The 19,648-nt window shown below is 39.1% G+C and carries 18 protein-coding genes and 1 riboswitch; of the genes, 14 read left to right on the top strand and 4 right to left on the bottom strand.

Annotated elements, in window-relative coordinates:
- The 9 genes from BUB11_RS25950 to BUB11_RS25990 all read left to right on the top strand — a co-directional run.
- The coding region (locus BUB11_RS25950; RefSeq protein ID WP_073030747.1) for a type II toxin-antitoxin system HicB family antitoxin at positions 1-361 on the top strand (361 nt) is incomplete at its 5' end.
- 435 nt (positions 362-796) lie between these two features.
- Positions 797-2,275 carry an IS21 family transposase gene (gene istA, locus BUB11_RS25955; RefSeq protein ID WP_073033486.1) on the top strand — a complete coding sequence of 493 codons (1,479 nt, stop codon included), beginning with the start codon at positions 797-799 and terminating at the stop codon, positions 2,273-2,275.
- Positions 2,272-3,024 (top strand): IS21-like element helper ATPase IstB, encoded by a 753-nt coding sequence (gene istB, locus BUB11_RS25960; RefSeq protein ID WP_073033488.1) that lies wholly within the window; start codon positions 2,272-2,274, stop codon positions 3,022-3,024. The genes istA and istB overlap by 4 nt, the downstream gene beginning before the upstream one ends.
- A 247-nt stretch (positions 3,025-3,271) precedes the next feature.
- Positions 3,272-3,778, top strand: a complete 507-nt coding sequence (locus BUB11_RS25965) for a DUF2975 domain-containing protein (protein ID WP_073033490.1) — start codon at positions 3,272-3,274, stop codon at positions 3,776-3,778.
- A 14-nt stretch (positions 3,779-3,792) separates the two neighbouring features.
- Positions 3,793-4,029, top strand: coding sequence for a helix-turn-helix domain-containing protein (locus BUB11_RS25970; protein ID WP_073033492.1), 237 nt, complete (start codon positions 3,793-3,795; stop codon positions 4,027-4,029).
- A 235-nt stretch (positions 4,030-4,264) separates the two neighbouring features.
- Positions 4,265-5,191 (top strand): RsiV family protein, encoded by a 927-nt coding sequence (locus tag BUB11_RS25975; RefSeq protein WP_073033494.1) that lies wholly within the window; start codon positions 4,265-4,267, stop codon positions 5,189-5,191.
- Positions 5,192-5,381: 190 nt separating this feature from the next.
- Entirely contained in the window at positions 5,382-9,050 is a 3,669-nt protein-coding gene (locus BUB11_RS25980) for a YobI family P-loop NTPase (protein WP_073033496.1), read from the top strand.
- A 233-nt stretch (positions 9,051-9,283) separates the two neighbouring features.
- Positions 9,284-9,901: a DUF4145 domain-containing protein gene (locus tag BUB11_RS25985; protein WP_073033498.1), complete on the top strand. Its 618-nt coding sequence runs from the start codon at positions 9,284-9,286 to the stop codon at positions 9,899-9,901.
- Positions 9,902-10,037: 136 nt separating this feature from the next.
- A complete protein-coding gene (locus BUB11_RS25990; RefSeq protein WP_073033499.1) occupies positions 10,038-10,940 on the top strand; it encodes a GNAT family N-acetyltransferase in 903 nt (300 codons plus the stop codon).
- Positions 10,941-11,268: 328 nt separating this feature from the next.
- On the opposite strand, the gene BUB11_RS25995 is transcribed toward BUB11_RS25990, so the two are convergent.
- The 3 genes from BUB11_RS25995 to BUB11_RS26005 form a co-directional block, all read right to left on the bottom strand.
- A complete protein-coding gene (locus BUB11_RS25995) occupies positions 11,269-11,646 on the bottom strand; it encodes a VOC family protein (protein WP_073033501.1) in 378 nt (125 codons plus the stop codon).
- Positions 11,647-11,821: 175 nt separating this feature from the next.
- Positions 11,822-13,006 (bottom strand): M24 family metallopeptidase, encoded by a 1,185-nt coding sequence (locus BUB11_RS26000; RefSeq protein WP_073033503.1) that lies wholly within the window; start codon positions 13,004-13,006, stop codon positions 11,822-11,824.
- A 120-nt stretch (positions 13,007-13,126) separates the two neighbouring features.
- The gene (locus tag BUB11_RS26005) at positions 13,127-13,729 is read right to left on the bottom strand and encodes a TetR/AcrR family transcriptional regulator (RefSeq protein WP_073033505.1); all 603 of its coding nucleotides are present in this window, start codon (positions 13,727-13,729) and stop codon (positions 13,127-13,129) included.
- 571 nt (positions 13,730-14,300) lie between these two features.
- Between BUB11_RS26005 and BUB11_RS26010 the strand changes: the two genes are divergently transcribed.
- Positions 14,301-15,806: a hypothetical protein gene (locus BUB11_RS26010; RefSeq protein ID WP_073033507.1), complete on the top strand. Its 1,506-nt coding sequence runs from the start codon at positions 14,301-14,303 to the stop codon at positions 15,804-15,806.
- 264 nt (positions 15,807-16,070) lie between these two features.
- Here BUB11_RS26010 and BUB11_RS26015 read toward each other — a convergent pair whose 3' ends face one another.
- Positions 16,071-16,862 (bottom strand): lipid II flippase Amj family protein, encoded by a 792-nt coding sequence (locus BUB11_RS26015; protein WP_073033508.1) that lies wholly within the window; start codon positions 16,860-16,862, stop codon positions 16,071-16,073.
- Between the two features lie 227 nt (positions 16,863-17,089).
- A riboswitch (cobalamin riboswitch) is annotated at positions 17,090-17,273 on the top strand.
- Positions 17,274-17,371: 98 nt separating this feature from the next.
- Here BUB11_RS26015 and BUB11_RS26020 point away from each other — a divergent pair.
- From BUB11_RS26020 to BUB11_RS26035, 4 genes are all read left to right on the top strand, one after another.
- Positions 17,372-17,959 (top strand): helical backbone metal receptor, encoded by a 588-nt coding sequence (locus tag BUB11_RS26020; RefSeq protein WP_073033510.1) that lies wholly within the window; start codon positions 17,372-17,374, stop codon positions 17,957-17,959.
- A 21-nt stretch (positions 17,960-17,980) separates the two neighbouring features.
- Complete coding sequence (locus BUB11_RS26025) at positions 17,981-18,334, top strand: NifB/NifX family molybdenum-iron cluster-binding protein (protein WP_073033512.1); 354 nt, start codon at positions 17,981-17,983, stop codon at positions 18,332-18,334.
- A 399-nt stretch (positions 18,335-18,733) separates the two neighbouring features.
- Positions 18,734-18,922, top strand: coding sequence for a metal ABC transporter permease (locus BUB11_RS26030; protein WP_486598921.1), 189 nt, complete (start codon positions 18,734-18,736; stop codon positions 18,920-18,922).
- 310 nt (positions 18,923-19,232) lie between these two features.
- The coding region (locus BUB11_RS26035) for a DUF3102 domain-containing protein (RefSeq protein ID WP_143187722.1) at positions 19,233-19,648 on the top strand (416 nt) is incomplete at its 3' end.

The following is a 19,648-nucleotide window of genomic DNA, read 5'->3' on the forward strand; positions in this document are numbered from 1 at the left end:
ATATGCTATACGGTTTCCTGATTTGCCCGGAACCAATAGTCAGGGCAACGATCTTGCAAACGCTATTTATATGGCACGTGATGCCTTAGCGACTTGGTTAGATTATCTCATAGACGAAAATGAGGTCATCCCAAATCCGTCAAGGGCAAGGGATATTCCTTTAGATGACGGACAGTTTACGACAATGATAGATATCGATATGACAGCCTATCGCCGGCATAAGAGTTCAAAGGCTGTAAAGAAAACACTATCGATTCCCTCATGGCTTAATGAAGAGGCGGAAGCTCACAATGTGAATTTCTCAGCCATTCTTCAGGAAGCCTTAAAAGAACATTTAGGAATTCAAACAAATCATAAATAATAATTCAGCAGCCTTAATGGCTGCTTATTTTCCTTTTGGACATAAGAAAAAGAGCCTTTCGGCTCTTAAAGCTTTTTTAACTGGCCTTTAAAGGCCTTTTCGTTTACAAATATTCAGTTGTCGGTTACAAAAAATGCTTCTTGGTTTACAAAGTGGCCTCTCGTCTTTCAAGTAAGTATTTCATTACTGCCAAGGACTAATATCAGGCTTTAATTAACGATAATCATTAAATAATTATTGACTTTCGAATATGATATTCTATACTTTATTTAGGAAGGGGGATATTATGAGCAAAGAAAATATCATAAATATTAAGTGTGAATGATAATGTAAAAGTGTACCACTTCAGCACCTTTTGATCGTCAATTAGTTTACCACCTGTCATAAAAACCTGTAGAATAATAATCAAATATTCTACGGGGAGGAATGAAAGGTGTGATCATTGAAGTGGACATGTATTCAGCAATTCGTACCCGTTTTATCGATGGAGAATCCATACGATCTATAGCAAAAAGCTTAAAGATTTCAAGACCAACCGTTACAAAGTATTGTGAAGGATCCACTCATCCAGACGTTCGAAAAGTTTATCAGCGACAACCTGATGTAATCACTGATGCCATCAAATCGTTTATTCTGAGCTGCTTTAAAGAAGATGAACAAGAAAATCTAAAAAAGCAAAAGCACACAGCTAAGAGGATTTATGATCGACTAGTCTCTGAAAGAGATTTCACTGGCTCTTATTCCACGGTACGTAGAGCCGTTAGAAATCTTAAATCCGAAAGAACCGTTCCACCACAGAGCAGTGTTCCTCTTTCTTATGCCCCCGGAGAAGCAGTGCAAATCGACTGGGGTGAAGCTACAGTATATATTGATGGACATAAGACCAAGCTGTATACATTCTGTGGCAGATTATGCTACAGCTGCGATATATTTGTTCAAGTATACAAAGCTGCCAACCTGGAATCATTCTTAGAGGCTCAGCAACTTATGTTCGATTTCTTTGGTGGCACGCCAAGGCGTTTAATCTTTGATAATGCTAAAGTAGCTGTAAAAGAAGGATTTGGCATTTATGCAAAGCCTCAAGATAGATATCTTTCATTTAGTTCTCATTACGCATTTTCTTTGGACTTTTGTAATCCGGCTAGTGGCAACGAAAAAGGACTGGTAGAAAACTTAGTCGGGTATTCCCGAAGAAATTTCCTGGTGCCTGTCCCCAGAGTTGCTGATATGGAAGAATTGAATCGTAAACTTTGGAGCGATTGTATCAACTATCGGGAGAAGCACAAGGTTGAACACCGACAAAACCCTGTAAATGTGATGTACCAAGAAGAGGTCAAGTTCTTAAATGCTATTCCTAAATACCGGTTTGATACAAGTAAAACCGCCATAGCCAAGGTCGATGACTTTTCCACGATTCGTTACGAGAAAAACAACTATTCTGTTCCTACGAACTATCTTCGTAAGGACGTTACGATAAAAGGCTATGCAAATAGTATTGGTATATTGCATGAAGGTACGGTCATTACAACCTATTCTCGTCAATATGGCTCCGGTAAGACGGAGTATCGCTTAGAGCATTACATTGATCTTCTGGAGAGAAAGCCTCGCTCAGTATCCAATGCCAGGCCTGTTAAGGAGACCCTCACCCAGGAGTTGTTGCACTGGGGTAGTCAACTACCCGGCGGAAACAAAGAGATGGTTAAACTCCTCCGGTTATGTGTGGATTATGGAGAAGAACGAATCCTAGCCATCAAGCGACTTATCCCGAGTCGAGTTGTTCCTACAGTCGATATGGTAAGAACTTATTTAAATGAACCCGTAAAGTCTTCCGTCATATATCTTAAGAATGAGATTGGAATTATCCAAACTGATTTAAAGAAATATGATGAGAAGTACGGGGTGGCTAATCAATGAATGATATTCATGAACAAGCCATTGAACTTTATTCGAAACAGCTGCGGTTACCCACTTTCAATCATTATGCCAACGTAGTTCGTCAACTGGGAAGTGACAAAAGCTATGAAGAATTTCTACTGGCATTGATGAAAATGGAGCTTGATTCCCGCATGGAAAGTAGCCAGAAACGCAAGATTAAGACCTCGAACTTCCCATACATAAAGACGATGGACGAACTTGATTGTAACCAATTTGAGCACCTTTCAGAGGCCTTCATATATGAACTTGCTAGCTGTGACTTTGTCAGTAAACGACAAAACGTTGTAATGATTGGAAACCCTGGCACCGGTAAAACTCATCTCAGTATTGCTCTGGGTGTAAAAGCTTGTATGCAAGGTATGAACGTGAAATTCTACACAGCAGCTAACCTTTCCAATGAATTAATTGAAGCTCAGGAATACAAGAAACTCATGAGGATAGAGAAACAGCTTTCCAAAATTGATTTATTAGTGATCGATGAGCTGAGCTATCTCACCTTTAATCGTCATCAATCGGAATTGCTATTTAAGGTAATAGCAGACAGAGCCGAACGACGAAGCGTTATTGTATCGACAAACCTCAAATTCTCAGATTGGGTAACTATGTTTGAAAATACCACCATGGTAACCGCCTTAATTGATCGTTTGACCTTTAAGTCTCATGTTCTGAACATGAACTCTGACCATCCTTACCGATCCGAACACTCAAATCAAGGAAGCGATAATTAACTGCATGGGGAATCCTGCATGAACAGGGTTTCCCTATACTTAGGGACTAAGTGGTAAACAATTTCATGGTCAAAACAGCAAAAGTGGTAAACTTTTTCACTGTCACTACTGGTAAACAAATTCAGTGTCAAGTGGTAAAGAAATTCATTGACATTCACATATTAAGAAGAGGGCAAGAACTATTCATAATTTTACATCAGTTATTTTACTAATCGGTGTTATTATTTTTATTGGGATCTTGATAGCTGTGGTTTTTTCAATCATTGCTTCACCAGAAAGATTTACGGCAGTTAAAGGAAACTTGAATTGGCGTGTATCTTATAATTTAAGTAATAGTTCTTCATTCTTTATTGATATCCCATATAAAATCATGCAACCTATATATACTCCTACGTTTAGTGCTAAGTATGCCATAATAAGTAGTTTATTCTCAATTCTTATTAAGGTTTCTATTACATTATTTGGCTTATATCAAGTAGTTGATATTCTTAAGTCTACTTTGAATGACCTAACCCCATTCATTATGGATAATGTGAAAAGGCTTAAAAAACTTGCATATTCAATAATTGTTTATTCAGTTGTTGCTGATATTCTTTCTAGTATTTTGTTTTCTACACTTGTTACAAGAGTATACATGTTAAACTTGTCAAACATTCATTTAAGTGGAGTGTTAGTCGGGGGGCTAATTCTTGTCATAGCAGATATATTCAAATATGGAGTTTATCTTCAAAATGAATTTGACACAACGCTATAAGGATGTGTTTAGCTATGGCAATTATCATTAGATTAGATAGAATTTTAGTTGAGAGAAAGATGAAACTTAATGAGTTAGCTGAAAGTATTGGTATTTCAAACGTAAACCTATCAAACCTAAAAACTGGTAAAGTAAGAGCAATTAGATTTTCAACGCTTGATGCAATTTGCAAAACCCTAAACTGTCAGCCTGGTGATATATTAGAATACATTTGCACAGATGATGAGGAGGAAGGTTGTCAGGGCATTTGAATTAGTAAAAACTGAACATTGTTCTTAATTTGTTACAGTAATTTCCTGCTAACTGAACTTCACAAAATCCATAAACTGGCGAGCTGGATTTGCTTTATTATAAGAGGAGACGTTGAATAAGGAACAAATTATTAGCAAAAGGTCAATATTTAATAATTGTAGACTATAATTGAAAGTAAAAAGTTTGGTTAAAGAAATATTGGTATTTATAGGAATGTTTCACAAGGGGGGGCTCATGAAAAAGATTTTGTTATGTGCAATAATAATTCTTTTGCTGGGGGCAAGTTCGGGTTGCTCATTGGGTTCAAAGATTAATTCAAATAATCCAGCTGTAATTACTGATAATTCAGTTATAAAGAGTGCTCCAGGCAGTACGAATGAGATAAACAGTACACCAAGTAGTACAGACAAACAAAGTACTGCTCCTGGGAATATAAATTCGAGTTATTCTGAAGTATCGTCAATTTCAGTCCATAAAACGGTTAACTTTTCAACGTTTGACGTTAACCAAAAATATTTCAATGACGTAAACGGTTATGCAGAATTAAATTTAAAGTTACCACGACTCGATGGGAATTACGACGGAATACCTGAGATAAATAAATATTTTATTGGTAAAGAAAAATTTTTCTATGATGAGCTTCCACTTGATAGTTTAAAAGAATTTAATAGAAAAGTAGAAGGTAAAAAAGATAATTGGTATAGAAGTGCTGACTACAAGCTTGAGGCTGTATTGGGGGAAATCATTTCGATATCAGCAGACCTCAATGGTGGGGCCGGTGGTGTAGGATGGGCTGGCATAGAAGGAGATTCGTTCAATTTAAATACAGGAAAGAAATTGAACCTTGGGGATATATTTAAGGTGAATAAAGATGAATACATGAATTTAATATATGATTTTGTATCAAAACAAATTATGTCTAAAATTAATAATAACAAACAATCGGGCTACGGCAGCGGTTATAATTTTGAGGACGCTTATTCTGGTGTTGGTTACAAAAATATTCGAAGTTATGACCCCAATAATTTTTATCTTACCAAAAATGCGCTAGTAGTTTTCTATCCTAAATATGCTTTGGTTGCCGGGGCAGAAGGGCCACAAGAGTCTTCAATACCTTTTGAATTAATTTTAAACATTTTGGCTATTGATGTAAAAACATAATATCAATTATTAATAAGATGTTTAAATGGTATCAAAAGAAAGTCTCTGCGGAGGCCTTCGAGGCTAAACAAACGGTGCATAAGGCTAATAATCGGTAGATCATATAACTGAATGATTATAGCAATAATGGGAAGTTTAGTTTACGGTCTATGAATAATGATAAGAAAACTGAAATGGTGGAGAGAAAAATATGAAATCCATTCTTAATAAGATAAAGGCTCAGTTGTCTTTTAAAAGGCAGAAAAAGATAGATAAAACAGAATATTCAGATTTGGCTCCTATTGACAAAGTCACAAATGGAGATGAGTATCTGAATGCTTTGGAATGGGCACTAAGCAACGAAAGAGTAAAAAACATAGCTCTTGCCGGTCCTTATGGTGCAGGTAAAAGCAGTATCATTGAGACTTATTTAAAGCAGCATCCGTCGGAAAAAGAAAAGTCTCTCCGTATATCGATGGCTACTTTTGGAGAGAACGCTGTGAATGAAGATGAAACTCCCAAAAAGGTTGACATTGGACAGAACGAAATTGAGCTTGGGATTCTTAAGCAGCTTTTTTATAAAGTGGACTATAAAAAGATACCGCAAAGTAGATATAGAAAGCTCCATAAAATTCGATGGAAACACATCTGGGGATATTTGATTGGATTAAGCACCATAATCTCTTTGATGGAATACATTTTCTTCCCTGAGGTATTTAATTCTTCTATAGATAAAATAATAACAGCTGGTTCTTCTATTAAATTGCCATCTGTAGCATCATTGCTATTGTTCGGAGTTTTGGTTTTAGGAATACTTGCAGTTGCTGCTGTTATGTATCGCTCGATTTTATCTCATTTCAAAGTAAAAGAGATAAAACTCCCAGTAGATGCTACTGTGAAAAGTGAAGAAGACTCAAATGAAACTGTTTTTGATAAGAATATGGATGAAATTGTCTATTTTTTTGAAGAAACAAAATATCGGCTTGTATTCTTTGAGGACCTTGACCGTTTGGAAGACTCTTCGATATTTGTTCATCTTCGTGAATTGAATACACTATTAAATAACTATAATGTTATTAAAGAACCGATTGTATTTGTGTATGCTGTTAAAGATGATATTTTTTCTGCCACGGACAGAACAAAGTTTTTTGATTTCATTGTACCCGTAATACCAATCATCAACTCAACAAATTCTGGAGAGATTCTTTTAGAAAAGCTTGATGATTCACAAGAAATAGATATAACACATGAAATCTCCCAGAGCTTTGTATTGGATGTTTCTCCATATATATCGGATATGAGAATCCTCCAAAATATTTATAATGAATTCATTGTTTATAAGAAAACTCTTCGTACAGGGCAGGGCTTGAAGTTGTACGATGAGCCCATGATGGCCCTGATTATATTCAAAAATCTCTATCCTTGTGACTTTGCAGATATTCAGATGGAGCGAGGAATTATTAAGCAGGCGTTTATTGATAAGCAAAAATGTTTGAGACTGAAGCAAACCGCAATCCAGAGCGAAATAGACAAATCAACAGAAGTGTTGGAAGGAATACAGTCTGAAGCACTTAAAAATATCAAAGAATTGAAAAGTGTGTTATTGTGCGAGATAACTAACTGGAGGGGTATGGCCTATCAAATCATTAATAGCGGTACTGCTCGTGCAAGTGAAATCATTCAAAACAATTTCAATTTATCAAAATGGAGCAATTCGGACCGATGCACCGGTTATTATTATGATTGGAATGGAAATGGAGGGCAGTCGTTCTCCTGTGACAGACTTTCAGAGGTATGTGCATCTTACTTTGAACGAGAAAAAAGAATTAAGTTGATTGAAGAAAGCCGCATTGCAGAAGAACAGGGAATAGTTGAGCAGTTTAAAATACAAATTCACAATATTTCTGGCTGGTCACTTATACGACTCGTTGAGCAATTTGATGTCGAAGAAGTGCTGTCTAGTGAGGTAAGAGAAAACAAGCTGCTGGTGTTCCTGCTCCGTAGAGGATATATAGATGAGAAGTATGCGAACTATATCAACTACTTTAAGGGTAACAGTATTACCAAAGAAGATATGAATTTCATCCTTGCAGTGAAAAACATGGAATCACAGCCTTTTATCTATAGTCTGACCAAAATTCCTATGGTTGCTCAAAGACTGCAAATATATGAGTTTAGGCAAAAAGCAATTTATAATTTTGATCTTCTGGAATGTATACTATCTTCCGATGACCATAGTGAAAAGCTAAATGCCTTCATGAAGCAGTTGGCTGATGAGGATGAGCAGAGTTGGAAGTTTATTGATGAATTCGTGGATTTGACAGAGCATCAAAGTTATTTCATCAAATTGCTCGCTTCTATTTGGCCTAATATGTGGGGGTATGTAGCAGAAAATGCAGTGTTAACCTACGAAAGAAAAATCCATTACCTCGCTCTGGTGATTTCAAATGCAGACATTGAAGCAATCGTTGCGATGAATGCTAATAATGAAATGAGTGGCTTCATAGAGCAGAACGAAGATATCCTTCAACAGTTGACTTCTGTAGGAAGTAATAAAGTTATTGCTGTAATTGAGGACATTCATGTGAAGTTCAGAAGGGTTTCCATCGAAAACGTGCCAGAAGATGTGCTGGATTATATATTCGATAATAATTGCTATGAACTGAACCAGTTTATGATTCAGCATGTTGTGGAATACAAAAACAAAGCCCTTGTCCCTGATTTGAAATCTAAAAATTATACGACGATTATCAAGCTTGGCTATGCCCATCTAATTGAATATGTAAGAGAAAATCTTTCGCAGTATATTGAGACAATTGTATTGACTGAAGAACACGTCTTTGATGAAGAGGAGCAGATTGTTGATTTATTAGAGCGAAGCATTGATAACCAAATGCTGTGTGTCAGGATAATTGAGCATGTAGAATTTTGCATGGGCGATATCACATGCTGTTGTAATGACCAGATAACTGAAAAGAAAACTGCTGTAAAAGGCATATGGGATACATTGCTGAAAAACAATAAGATTCTTCCTACATGGGAAAATGTAAATAGATACTGGTCAGTCTTCAAATTCACTCAGGACTTGCTAACTTATATTGAAAACCATACTGAAGATTTAGTAAGTGCTGACAGTCAATGTATCGGTGATGATTTCATTCGAGGGTTCATTGCTATAGAGATTGCTGATGGAGCATTTGAAATCCTGTTGCCATGTGTTAGGATGGATAACTTTGAGATTGCCTTGAACTCTGTTGCCGTGAGCAGAGTATCTATTATGATTGGCTGCAAGTATTTTGAATTCACAGTAGCCCGTTATGAAGAGATTAAACAGTCATTCCCAGATTTATGTGTAGAGTTTATTTTGCAAAATCAGGCTGATTACATTGCCGCGAGTGACAATATTCAGATGGATTCTAAACTCTTGGAGAATCTGCTGTTCAGCGATAGGATTGAAGCAGAAACAACTCAAACACTTCTTGATACTTATAGCACTAAGTATATGACCAACAGAATTGCAGCTAATTTGCAGGCAATGGGCTTAACCATCAACTTGGAGATCTTCAATGCAGCTTGGGGATGTCTCGATGAATCTGGTAAGCAAAACTTGATGCTGGAGCATCTGGAGCTATTAGACGCCGATGCTATGCATTCCTGTTTTGCTGAACTAGAGAAATGGTATTCGGATTTTCTTGACAGAAGCAAACAGCATGTTGTTGAGCTTGCAAATACACCAGAGAATCAGAAATTAGCTGAAAGGTTAAAAACTGTTGATTATATTACAAGCTACTCGTTGAAGGAACAGAAAGAATATGATTCTGTAACAGAAGCCGAAAGCGTTAGAAGAGTTATTTCGTGTAGGGTCAAAGTAATCAAATAAAAGAATACCAATAACGATAAAAGCGAGATTAACTCTGCTAATGTTTATACTGTATCTTCATGAAATAAAAACTTCCCGCTATTCAAATTCAGGTTAGGCTAATAATAGGAAGTTCAATAAGTATTGTCATAATGTATATCACGTGTTCCTCGGTCCTCATAAAGCTCGATGTTATTTTCAAGAAACACGGGGGCTTTTTAGAAAATAGTATTACAATTTCAAGGAGGATTAAATTGATTAGGATATCTGAAAAAACTTTTTGCAACCGTTGCAGGTGCAAAACAAATCATAGTGTTTTAGAGAATGATGGAATAGCCCTAGAATATATTCAAAAACATAGTGCTACAAATATTTGTACTCACTTCATTGTAAAATGTGATGGGTGCGATACAATTTCATTTTTACGAGAAGTTAAATATATTAATAACGACAATGAACAAAAAGTGATTTATCAGCTACATCCGGACCCATTGCAAAGAATGGATGATTTGGAATTACCAAAATTGACGAATATCCCGAATACCGTAAGCTATATACTTACAGAAGTATACGTAGCATATATACAACAAATGTATTTATTATGTTCTATCGGTTTGAGAATAACCGTTGAGGCGATATGCGATGAGAAAGCAATTAATGGTAAGAACTTGGCTGATAAAATTGACAATTTGAGGGCAAGCAGTATCATATCCGATTCTCAGTCAAACATATTACAAAAAATTCGAATGATTGGAAATAGAGCTGCACATGAAATTAGTGCATTAGATCAAGAGCTGTTAAGAGAAGGAATTCAGATTATTAACAATATATTATACAGTATATTTGAAATTGAAAAGATTAAATTCGAATAATATGTTAGGCAAATTCACATTATCCATATACCCCTAAGGCCAATAATTGGAAATTATATAAACCTCAGGTTTAAAGCACATTCGTAGAATATAGCGCAGTAAAGATCATTTATATTCACGTTGGGGGAGCATTCACATGGAATATATAAACATCAACGGGAAAGAGTATCAACTTGCTATTGGATACGGGAAAAGTAACGAACTCAGAAAGAGTTTAAATGATTTAACACAAAAAATATTTGGATTCGATTTTGAACAGTGGTACCAAGACGGATATTGGAAAAATCAGTATATACCATACTCGTTGCTAGATGGAGATAAGATTGTTTCAAATGTGTCCGTTAATATAATGAATTTTAGAGTCTATGGAGAAGAAAAGCGGTATATTCAACTGGGAACCGTGATGACCAATGCTGATTACAGAGAGCAAGGCTTATCGCGTGTGCTGACAGAAAAAGCGATTGGGGATTATCGGGACAAATGCGATTTGATATACTTGTTTGCGAATAACTCCGTGTTAAATTTTTATCCTAAGTTCGGATTTAAAGAATTAAAGCAATATCAATGTGTAAAAAAGGCAGACTCAATTCATACATATGCTGATGTTTCTGTCAAAAAGTTAAATATGTCTGATGAGAACAATAGAAGGTTCGTAATTGATAAGGTAATGCACGCCGTCCCAATTTCTATAGTTTCTATGTGCACTAATGCAGAACTGATTATGTTTTATTGCACCTCATTTATGAAACATAACGTTTACTATTTAGAAAATTATGATGCCGTTGTAATTGCAGATTTTACGGAAAACACAATGGAAGTAATGGATGTTTTTTGCACTGAAAGTATTTCTTTAAACAGAATACTGAAACCATTATCAAATGAGAGCGTAAAAAAAATAGTTCTTTTCTTTACCCCTCAAGATACTTTTTCTTATGAAACAATATTGCTTGAAGGCGAGGACACTCTGTTTGCAATGGGAAAAGATCTGCAATTTATTAAAAGCAATCAATTCATGTTTCCAAAATTATCTCATACATAATTTAACGGAGATTAATAGCATAAGAAGTTGCACTAATATGCCGTATTATTTCTCATTTGGCGCAGGATTCCGCTATTAGCTGAAAATCCATATTCCAGTTAGTCCAATAATTGGAAGTATCCAAAAGCATAGGTTTGAAGCAGTTGAGTGGGATAATGGAAGTTAATTTCCAAGGCGAATTATTACAAGTAATTAATATCTCAGCAAATAAGAGGACCCTCTTGTGCCTAACGGGTTTGCGTTTTGAAGTGCTTAATTTCAAATGTTTAACAGGTATTATTAAAAAAATTGGTACTATTGTTGACGAGAAGAAATTGGAATAGAGGTCCTAGCCTTTGCTTTTGTTATTTATCACGATTCTCTCCGAAAGCATCAGTTTATATCCGTCGGGGTCGCTGAACGTGGCCAGTTTGACCACGCCAGGAATCTCAAAAATATCACCTTGGAACTCGACATCCTTTTGTCGTAGTGTATAAACCACTTGCTCGATGTCCTCTACTTCGAAAGAAATGCACGTCGAAGAAGGGACAATTGAATGAGTTTCAGCGAACCCGATATAGTAATCCTCGTCGTTTGTGGTCACCATTGCCTGTCCCTTGTACTCATCTTTAAACAGCACCTTAAAGCCAAGTTTCTCGGTATAGAATTCCAAAGTACGCTCACAATTGTTAACATTGCAATGGAATCCAACGCCTGATTTAAACATAGGGTTACCTCCATTTGCCATTACAAGCTTATCTGTTTAGCGATAGATTCGGCTGGGAGCAAATTTAACCGATTGCATTGAAAGCGGTCAATCATCAGTCGAAGATGAACGTACGCACGTTCACTCCTGCATTAAAAATAAGGGCCATTGTTTTAACCTCCCAAGAACAAAAGCCTCACTTAATATAAATTATAGTTTCATTAAACAACGTCAACGTTTCCAGTCCTTTTTCCCCCACAAGAAACGTGTTTTCTATTCCCACAGCACCTTCCGGGAAAATAAATTTTGGCTCTATGGCTATGACCATGTTCTTCTCCAGTGGGGTTTTAAAACCTGGGGCCAACACCGGCCATTCATTGAGTTCTATACCTATGCCATGTCCAATAAAAGCCACGGGCTCGGAATAGCCCATAAAATGCTCTCCGTATCCGGATTCGGCCGCCATATTCATCGCATGCCAGTAAATGTCCTCGCACAACGCCCCCGGCACAGCCATCTGCTTAACGGCCTCTTGAATGAGTAAAGCTGTCTCATGAGCATGTACAAGTTTATCCGGCAGTTGACCGATACAATATATCCGGGTCTGGTCTGCCAAATAACCGTCTTTAACCCCTACAAAATCAATCATAACTGGCTCATTGCGGGCTATTTTTTTATAGCCTGCTCCCTGGGGGAAGGAAATGCTCACTCCCAGTCCACCGGTAGGACTTTCCATACAACTAGGTATGGCCCCATTAATGCCGGACAATACGTGGCCATAATAAACTTCCTGGTCAAATCCCCGCATTTTTACTCTGCCCGAGTGTCCTGCCAGGCGATACACCATCTCCAGCTGACCCGCCAGTTCCAATTCAGTAATACCCTCTTTTAAATAGTCCTTGACCCGGGAAAATAGAGTGTAATTAAGTTGGGCGGCGTCCCGGAGCACCTCCAGCTCAAAGGATGATTTAACCATGCGCACAGAACGAATTAATCCACTGACATCTACAATCTGAGCACCCTCAAATAGCTTTTGAATAAGCAGGTACAGCGCCGCAGGCAATACGTCCAGCTCAAGACCCAAGGTAGTTATGTTGTTATATCCATACTCATTTAGCATTTTAGTCAAGTCTTTCACATTAGCCAAGGGAATGATATCTGCCAACGCCGATTCTCCTTGGGCACGGGTAAAGCTTCTTTTCACCATCAACAAGGGCTTGCCCTCCGCAGGAATAAACAGGTAGGCACGATGAGCGATGCCCGCAAAATAAAACATATCCACGCTATCCACGATCAACGCACCGTCAACGCCTTTTTGCTGCAACAGTTTTTGCAATGCAGTAATCCGCCTTGTAAGTTCACCTGCTGGAGTCAACCTCATTATATAACCCCTCTCTTTTCAGGTAAGTTAAATAGCGAACGTACGGACGGACGTTCACTTCTTCATTAAACAAAAATGGCTGTTGTTGAAACACTGATAACAAAAGCCCCTTTAGAATAACTACTTATTGTTGACTAAACCCTTAGCCAGGGTTTCGTGGAAAGATACAACCATTTCTACCATTTCTTCGTTAGTTATATCCTTTAATACTATCCATTTGTACAACAGGAATTTTTCCACTGCCAGTATGGCGTAGGCGACGGTCGGGACCGAAACGTTATTAAAAGCACCCTTATTAATGCCATACTCAATATTCCTAATATAAAACCCAATTAATTTATCCTCAAACTGCTTAAGGCATTTGTCAATGGCTTCGCTTGTGCCAGCTACTCGACTATATATTTCTGACAACTTCTCGTTCTGGGCGAAGATTTCCATGGTCACACGTTTTGTTTCTACAAATCTTTTGTACAAATCTTTTTCGGTTGTGTAATAGGTGCTATGGCCTGAAATAATTTGATCCGCGAATTCTTCCAGAAGCGTTTTTAAAATATCCTCCTTATCAATAAAGTAATTATAAAAGGTACCAGTTCCAAAACCGGATTTAATAATTATTTCGCGGACAGAAGTATTAAAATATCCTTTATCAATAAATAGATCAATAGCACATTCCAAAAATTTTTGCCGACGTTCTTTGTTTTGACTTGATTTGGGGATAGGCATTTCAATACCCCTTTCTGAGTGTACGTTCGTTCACCTAAATTATAATACGATTGTTAATAACGGTCAACTTCAAATAACAAACTTTCTATCTCAATTTCTCGCGAGGATAGGGCTTCTCTACATCCGTGCGATTTATCAAATAATCGATGCTGGCTTTACTATTGAAAAAATGCTGGAGCCCGTTCCTACAACGGAAATTCTTGAAAGAGATCCTTCCTCTGCAAAAGACTTACATAAACCTAATTTTTTAGTGATTAGAGCACGAAAGAAATAACAAAATAGGACCACCGATCCATATGTCGGTGGTCTTTATCATAGATACCATAAGTGAAACCACCTGCGATTTTTGCCTGAGTAAAAAAATATGGATACTATAGGAGATGAAAGAAGGAATATTTAGGCAAATTATTGAATTCTAGGTGAGAGTAATTCTAGGAATTGCAAACCCCTTAATCAAGATGCATAGCCACGCTTCCGTGGGAGAATTGTTGTAAAAATGTCTTGTAGTTATTTTGTCCTACATTGCGATAAATCCTGATTAGTCAGCGAATACATAGAATGTGAGGTCATGATGGCAACCACTTATCAAAGATATCTAAAACTGAATATTGACGGCTCCCGCCTTGGCTTGGAGCGTAGCGAGAGCGAAAGCAACTACTTCTGCACGCCCAAGGGTGCGAAAGTGATCGGCTGGGCCGGTGTGGATGGTATCCACTATTGCTTCGTGCGTGGCTTTGGCGAGATGGTGTTTGCCGTCAGCCCGATGAATACACAGGGAAACTATGTGCATCCGGTGGCGAGAGATTTTAGGGACTTTCTGCGGCTCCTGCTGGCTTGCGGCGATGCTGCGGCACTGGAGCAGGTATACTGTTGGGATCAGGCGCAGTTTGACGCCTTCCTGCAGGACAATCCTCTCACCGGGGAACAGCAGGCCGTGCTGGATGTCATTCGGGAGAAGATGTTGCTCGCGCCTAGGGAGCAGCCCTTTGCTTATATCAAAGAGCTGCAGGCCGAGTTTGATTACAGTCGCCTCAAATATACGGAAGATTACTATGAGTGGGTTCCTGTCGAGCCGAAGATACCCGAATGGAAGGTTTACTTTGACGGCAACTTTTGGGGGCATCATGGAGGTCAAAGAGCCGGCAAGGAAATTTCTCTCGATAGGCAGTTTGTCTGGGACGATGAAGTCTGGCATATTCCAGCGATTTACACCTGCACTAAAGGCTTGGTCGTGGACTTTTGCCTACAGATTCCAGTTGAGCGCATCCGTTCCTATATGGACAAGTGGAATCTCTCTATTGAGAACGAAGGAACCGACTTTACCGATGAACAGCGGATGCAGATCCACGCAGAAAATCCCCTGGCCTTCAATATAAATCCGAAAGTTGTGTTGAACGGAACTGTTCTTTCAGGCGCTCATGGTTGCGGCTTGTCATGGAATCCCTGCTTCCCAGAGGGCAACGGCCTTGAGGCCAAGAGCGTGACCCAGCATTATGGCCTTGATCCTGCCTATGGCTGGGTAATCTGGCGATCTGCTGTTCCTTGGACGAAGAAACGCAAACCGCAGATTACGACGCTCAGCGTAACCCTGATGCAGGAGCCTGTCACTATGTCGGGACCGCACTTCCATGTACCGGCGCCCGGTGAGAGCATTGAGTTTATACACCCGACCACCGGCGCACAGCATACGTTGACCGTGCAGGAGTATGAGCAGCAGGAAATGTCCCGTGAGCTTTTTGACAGCCAAGATCAGGAGTTTCCGACGCACTATACTGTGATGAGCTATACTCTCGCGCCGGATCTGCCTGATGGTGCATTCACAGTCACTGATTGCCTTCCTTCCGACCAACCTCGGCAAAAGCGCACCAATCCCAACGAGCCCCAGGCATCGGGCAGCATTTGCATCGGCATCATTGGTGGCGCAGATGCTCCGACTGCCATCATTTTCGGCGGCAGCGGCCAAGGCAAGCTCAATGCAGCCTGCTCCGCACTGCACTTTGAGCCGGTGGACGATGTGGAGTGGCGTATGGAGTTTCATGAAAAAAGACGTGAAGATATTACTGTGGAGCTGATATAAACCTAATCTAAGAGATTATAAGCATAATGGATTGATAAATTCCAGTTTGTAGCGCAGGTCGACTCTCCGAAGCAAGGAGTCGACCTGCTTTTTTGCTTCACATGCCTAAAATAGACCAGTCGATACTTGCATTAAGATGGTGGAAAATAATAAGCTAATCATTATTTCAACCAATGGTTGAAATAGTAAGTCATTTCGAAAAATGAGTTATTGTATAAAAGTTTCGTAGTAATTAAAATATTTACCCTGTATTATATTCAATTGTCACTTATAAACATTTACGATGACATGAGCCACTGGGATAAGTAGCAATTGTCCCAGTGCAGTTCCTATTAGCTTGGCGCTCATCAACATAACGACAAGGGCTTTGACATCTTCATAGGGACGATTCCCTTTTAGCGCCTGATCAGTAATGATAGAAGATTTGGGGTCAATAAAGAGCATAAAAATAATATTTGCGGCAGTGTTAATTATTCCTGCCGAAGCTGAAGCCGCTAGGCGATGCTGAGTATCAACAAGTAAAGCGGCATAATAGGCTGACATAACACCGATTGTGTAGACTCCAGTTACGAGAGCATTGAGAGCTAACAACTCGCTAGGTATTCTCTTAAACGGCAGTCCCTTGACCATCTTTTTGGAAGGCAAAGTGATATTCTCCTTAAATTTATGGATGTTGCGAAATTTTAAAGCGTCCATGACAACAGATGGTACAGATCCTGACTGTTCAAGACTTTTTACAGCTCGGGAAAAGACGTGCAAAAAGGTCGGAGTTAATACTATACCGAAAAAGGTTCCTACCGTCGCGACCCAAATGATATTGCGTAGGGAGGGAAGAGGGTTAACACTTTGACTAATGGCACTATCCATCAAACTTCCAATCAAAGGAGCTTGTAATGTATGCGCGGTAAGAGAGATTAAATAGAATAAGTTAAAAAGTGTCGTCGATAAGGCGAATTGCCTGCTTTTAACAGCATTAAGCCGTACAGAGTAAGCAAAGGTATCTATTAGATGAATTATAAAGGTTAAAACAAATAATTGGTAGACATTGGAATACATTTGCCCACCCCCATCCCTGATATGACTATGTCAGGCAGGGGGTAGAAAGACTAGTTGATTCAATATTTATCTTGCCAATCTATAAGAAGTCAGTGAACTTGTTCAACTTAAGTTGAACATCAAGACTTCGGTGGGAGTTTTACGATTGGATCAAGCTTAGAAAAAAAGGGGGAAACCTTTGTTGGTCGCTAATTTGACTATATATTGCTTATGTGATAGTTTGATTTTAAATTAATTAATGAGCAAGGGATTTTTCTGAGTTGAAAAATCCCAGCAGGGAAGCCGGTTCAAATCCGGCGCGGTCCCGCCACTGTAAGGGGGAGTTTGTGCCATATCCACTGAGGAAACTTGGGAAGGAGGCACTAAACGAGGAACCTAAGCCAGGAGACCTGATTGCTCATATGCTTTACTCACGATGAATGGGTGGCAGTAATCATTTTAATCCACCCTTCATTTTATGAAGGGTTTTTATGTTTTTTTCTGATGATCAAAAGGAAGGAAGTTAACTTATGTCAAAGAAAGAGAGTCTCACATTAATGGCTCTAATCCTTTGCTTCACCCTCTTCCTCACTGGTTGTGGAAGTACAACACCAAAAGCAAATATGCCCGCCGGCGAGACTCCAACCACACTAACAACGTATCCTCTAACTATCAACGATGATTCGGGAGGCAGTGTGACCCTTGCCGCACAACCGAAACGTATTATTTCTCTGGTTCCTTCTGCCACGGAAACCCTCTTTGCTTTGGGATCAGGAGACACCGTAGTCAGTGTCACAAAATGGGATAATTATCCTGTGGGCGTTCAGAAAGAGGTGGAATATGTCTTTGAGGACGGCATACGTCCGAATTCCGAACAGATTTTAGAATTAGAGCCTGACCTTATTGTTATGGGTTTAATGGATAATCAAAAGGACATAGAAGCAATCCGCAATCTGAAAATTCCCGTTGTCACGATTAACCCTCAAACCCTCGCAGAAACATACCAGACCATTGAAATGTTTGGAAAACTAACCGACACTCAAGAACAAGCACACCAGATCGTTTCTGGCATGAAGGAAAAAGAACAAGTCATTGTTGAAAAAATAAAAACTATTTAGAAGAAAAATGGAGGGATAACAGTGAATATTGCAGTTGCGGCAGATGGTGAAAGTTTAGAGAGTCAAGTATCGGAGAAATTTGAACTATGCTTGTACATGTTAATTGTTAATATGAATGATTTAACTGTGACTATTATAAAAACGGAAGAATTATCAGGAACTTCACCTGAAGAAAATCTTGCACGAAAAGTATTAGAGTATAACTGTGAAGCTGTGATTACAGGAAATATTAATCAAACGGCATTTAATATACTTGCTGATGCTCAAGTAACGAGATATTTTGGAGCTGGACATTCAGTAAAGGATGCACTTGAATTATCCGAAAATAGGTTGTTGAGCATAATTAAGGAAGAGTGTAGGAGTCATCATCATTAAACTAACTCTCAATGAATGCGGCAGAGATTTTATTGCCACTGCAAACTGTTGGCATGGCGGTGCCTAAAATGTCTATAATTCAACTTGGAAGTAAGAGAAACCCAAGAAGCTGACTCCCTGGAACAATTCAGATCTATGGCCAAGCTTTTGGCAAGAATAAAGGCTTGGTAGGATATGTACCGCAGTTTAGCGGATTAAATATTAGCTTTCCCATAACAACACGAGAGGTCGTGCTAATGGGGAAATTAAAACCAGGACTTAACGCCTTTGCATAAATTTACGAGATCCGATCAAGCGAGTAGTGAAAGCATTGTCAATAGTCTCTATGGTGTCCCGTTGATCTTATTGCTCATGGAGTTCCTCACCGGTTGATGAAAGAGCATAGGGAGGGCAATTAGCATGATGAACGCACTATTGGAATATCAGTTTCTGCAAAATGCAGTCATTGCCAGTATCCTGGCTAGTATTGTCTGCGGAATGATTGGTGTTATCATAGTGGAAAAAAGGTTAATTATGATGAGCGGAGGGATTGCTCAAGAAACCGGAATTGCCGGCCAAGCCAGACTTGGCCGGCAGTTGTTTTGGTAAATTGCTATCAGTGCCGAATTCAAAGCTTCAGCGATGATTGACATTTGCTTGCTCCTTTCTAAGCTTTTGACAAACCGGCTGTTCCGGCATGTCCCTATATACTATGAACTTGTATCACTGGAGGTTACCCCTGAAATATAATGAATGTCCCAACCAGCTGACGTTGCCTGCTTCGGACATGATCTTAGCCGGAATTGTCACCAGATTTCCAATTTTGGAAGGTGATTTGCCGGGTTCATAGCCAAGCTTTCACCATTCGAAACCCGTCTGCGTATGCTGTCCTAAAAGCTATTAAAAGGCGGGAATCAAAATGAATGAACCCAGCACTGAACGTACTCCCCTGGCCATCGCGGCTGAGATTAATAGGATCAAACAAGAGACTTGTAAAATTATGCTTACCAATGCCCTGGAGATCGGCAAGCGCCTGAAGGAGGCCAAGGATTTGCTCCCCCATGGAGAATGGGGAAAATGGCTGGTGGAATCGGTGAGCTATTCTCAGCGCAAAGCCAACAAGCTGATGCAGCTTTATAAAGAATATGGAGATAAACTATTCCCCGACGGCGCGGGGGAAGGCAGGTCAAATTCGCCGACGTGGGCGAATTTGACCTACAACCAGGCTCTTCTCCTGCTGGGAATTCCGGAAGATGAGCGGGAGGAATTTATCCTGGAGCAGGATGTTAATAATATAACCATCCGTGAGCTGAATCGGGCTCTTAAAGAACAGAA

The organism is Desulfosporosinus lacus DSM 15449 (assembly GCF_900129935.1).
Lineage (GTDB): Bacteria > Bacillota > Desulfitobacteriia > Desulfitobacteriales > Desulfitobacteriaceae > Desulfosporosinus > Desulfosporosinus lacus.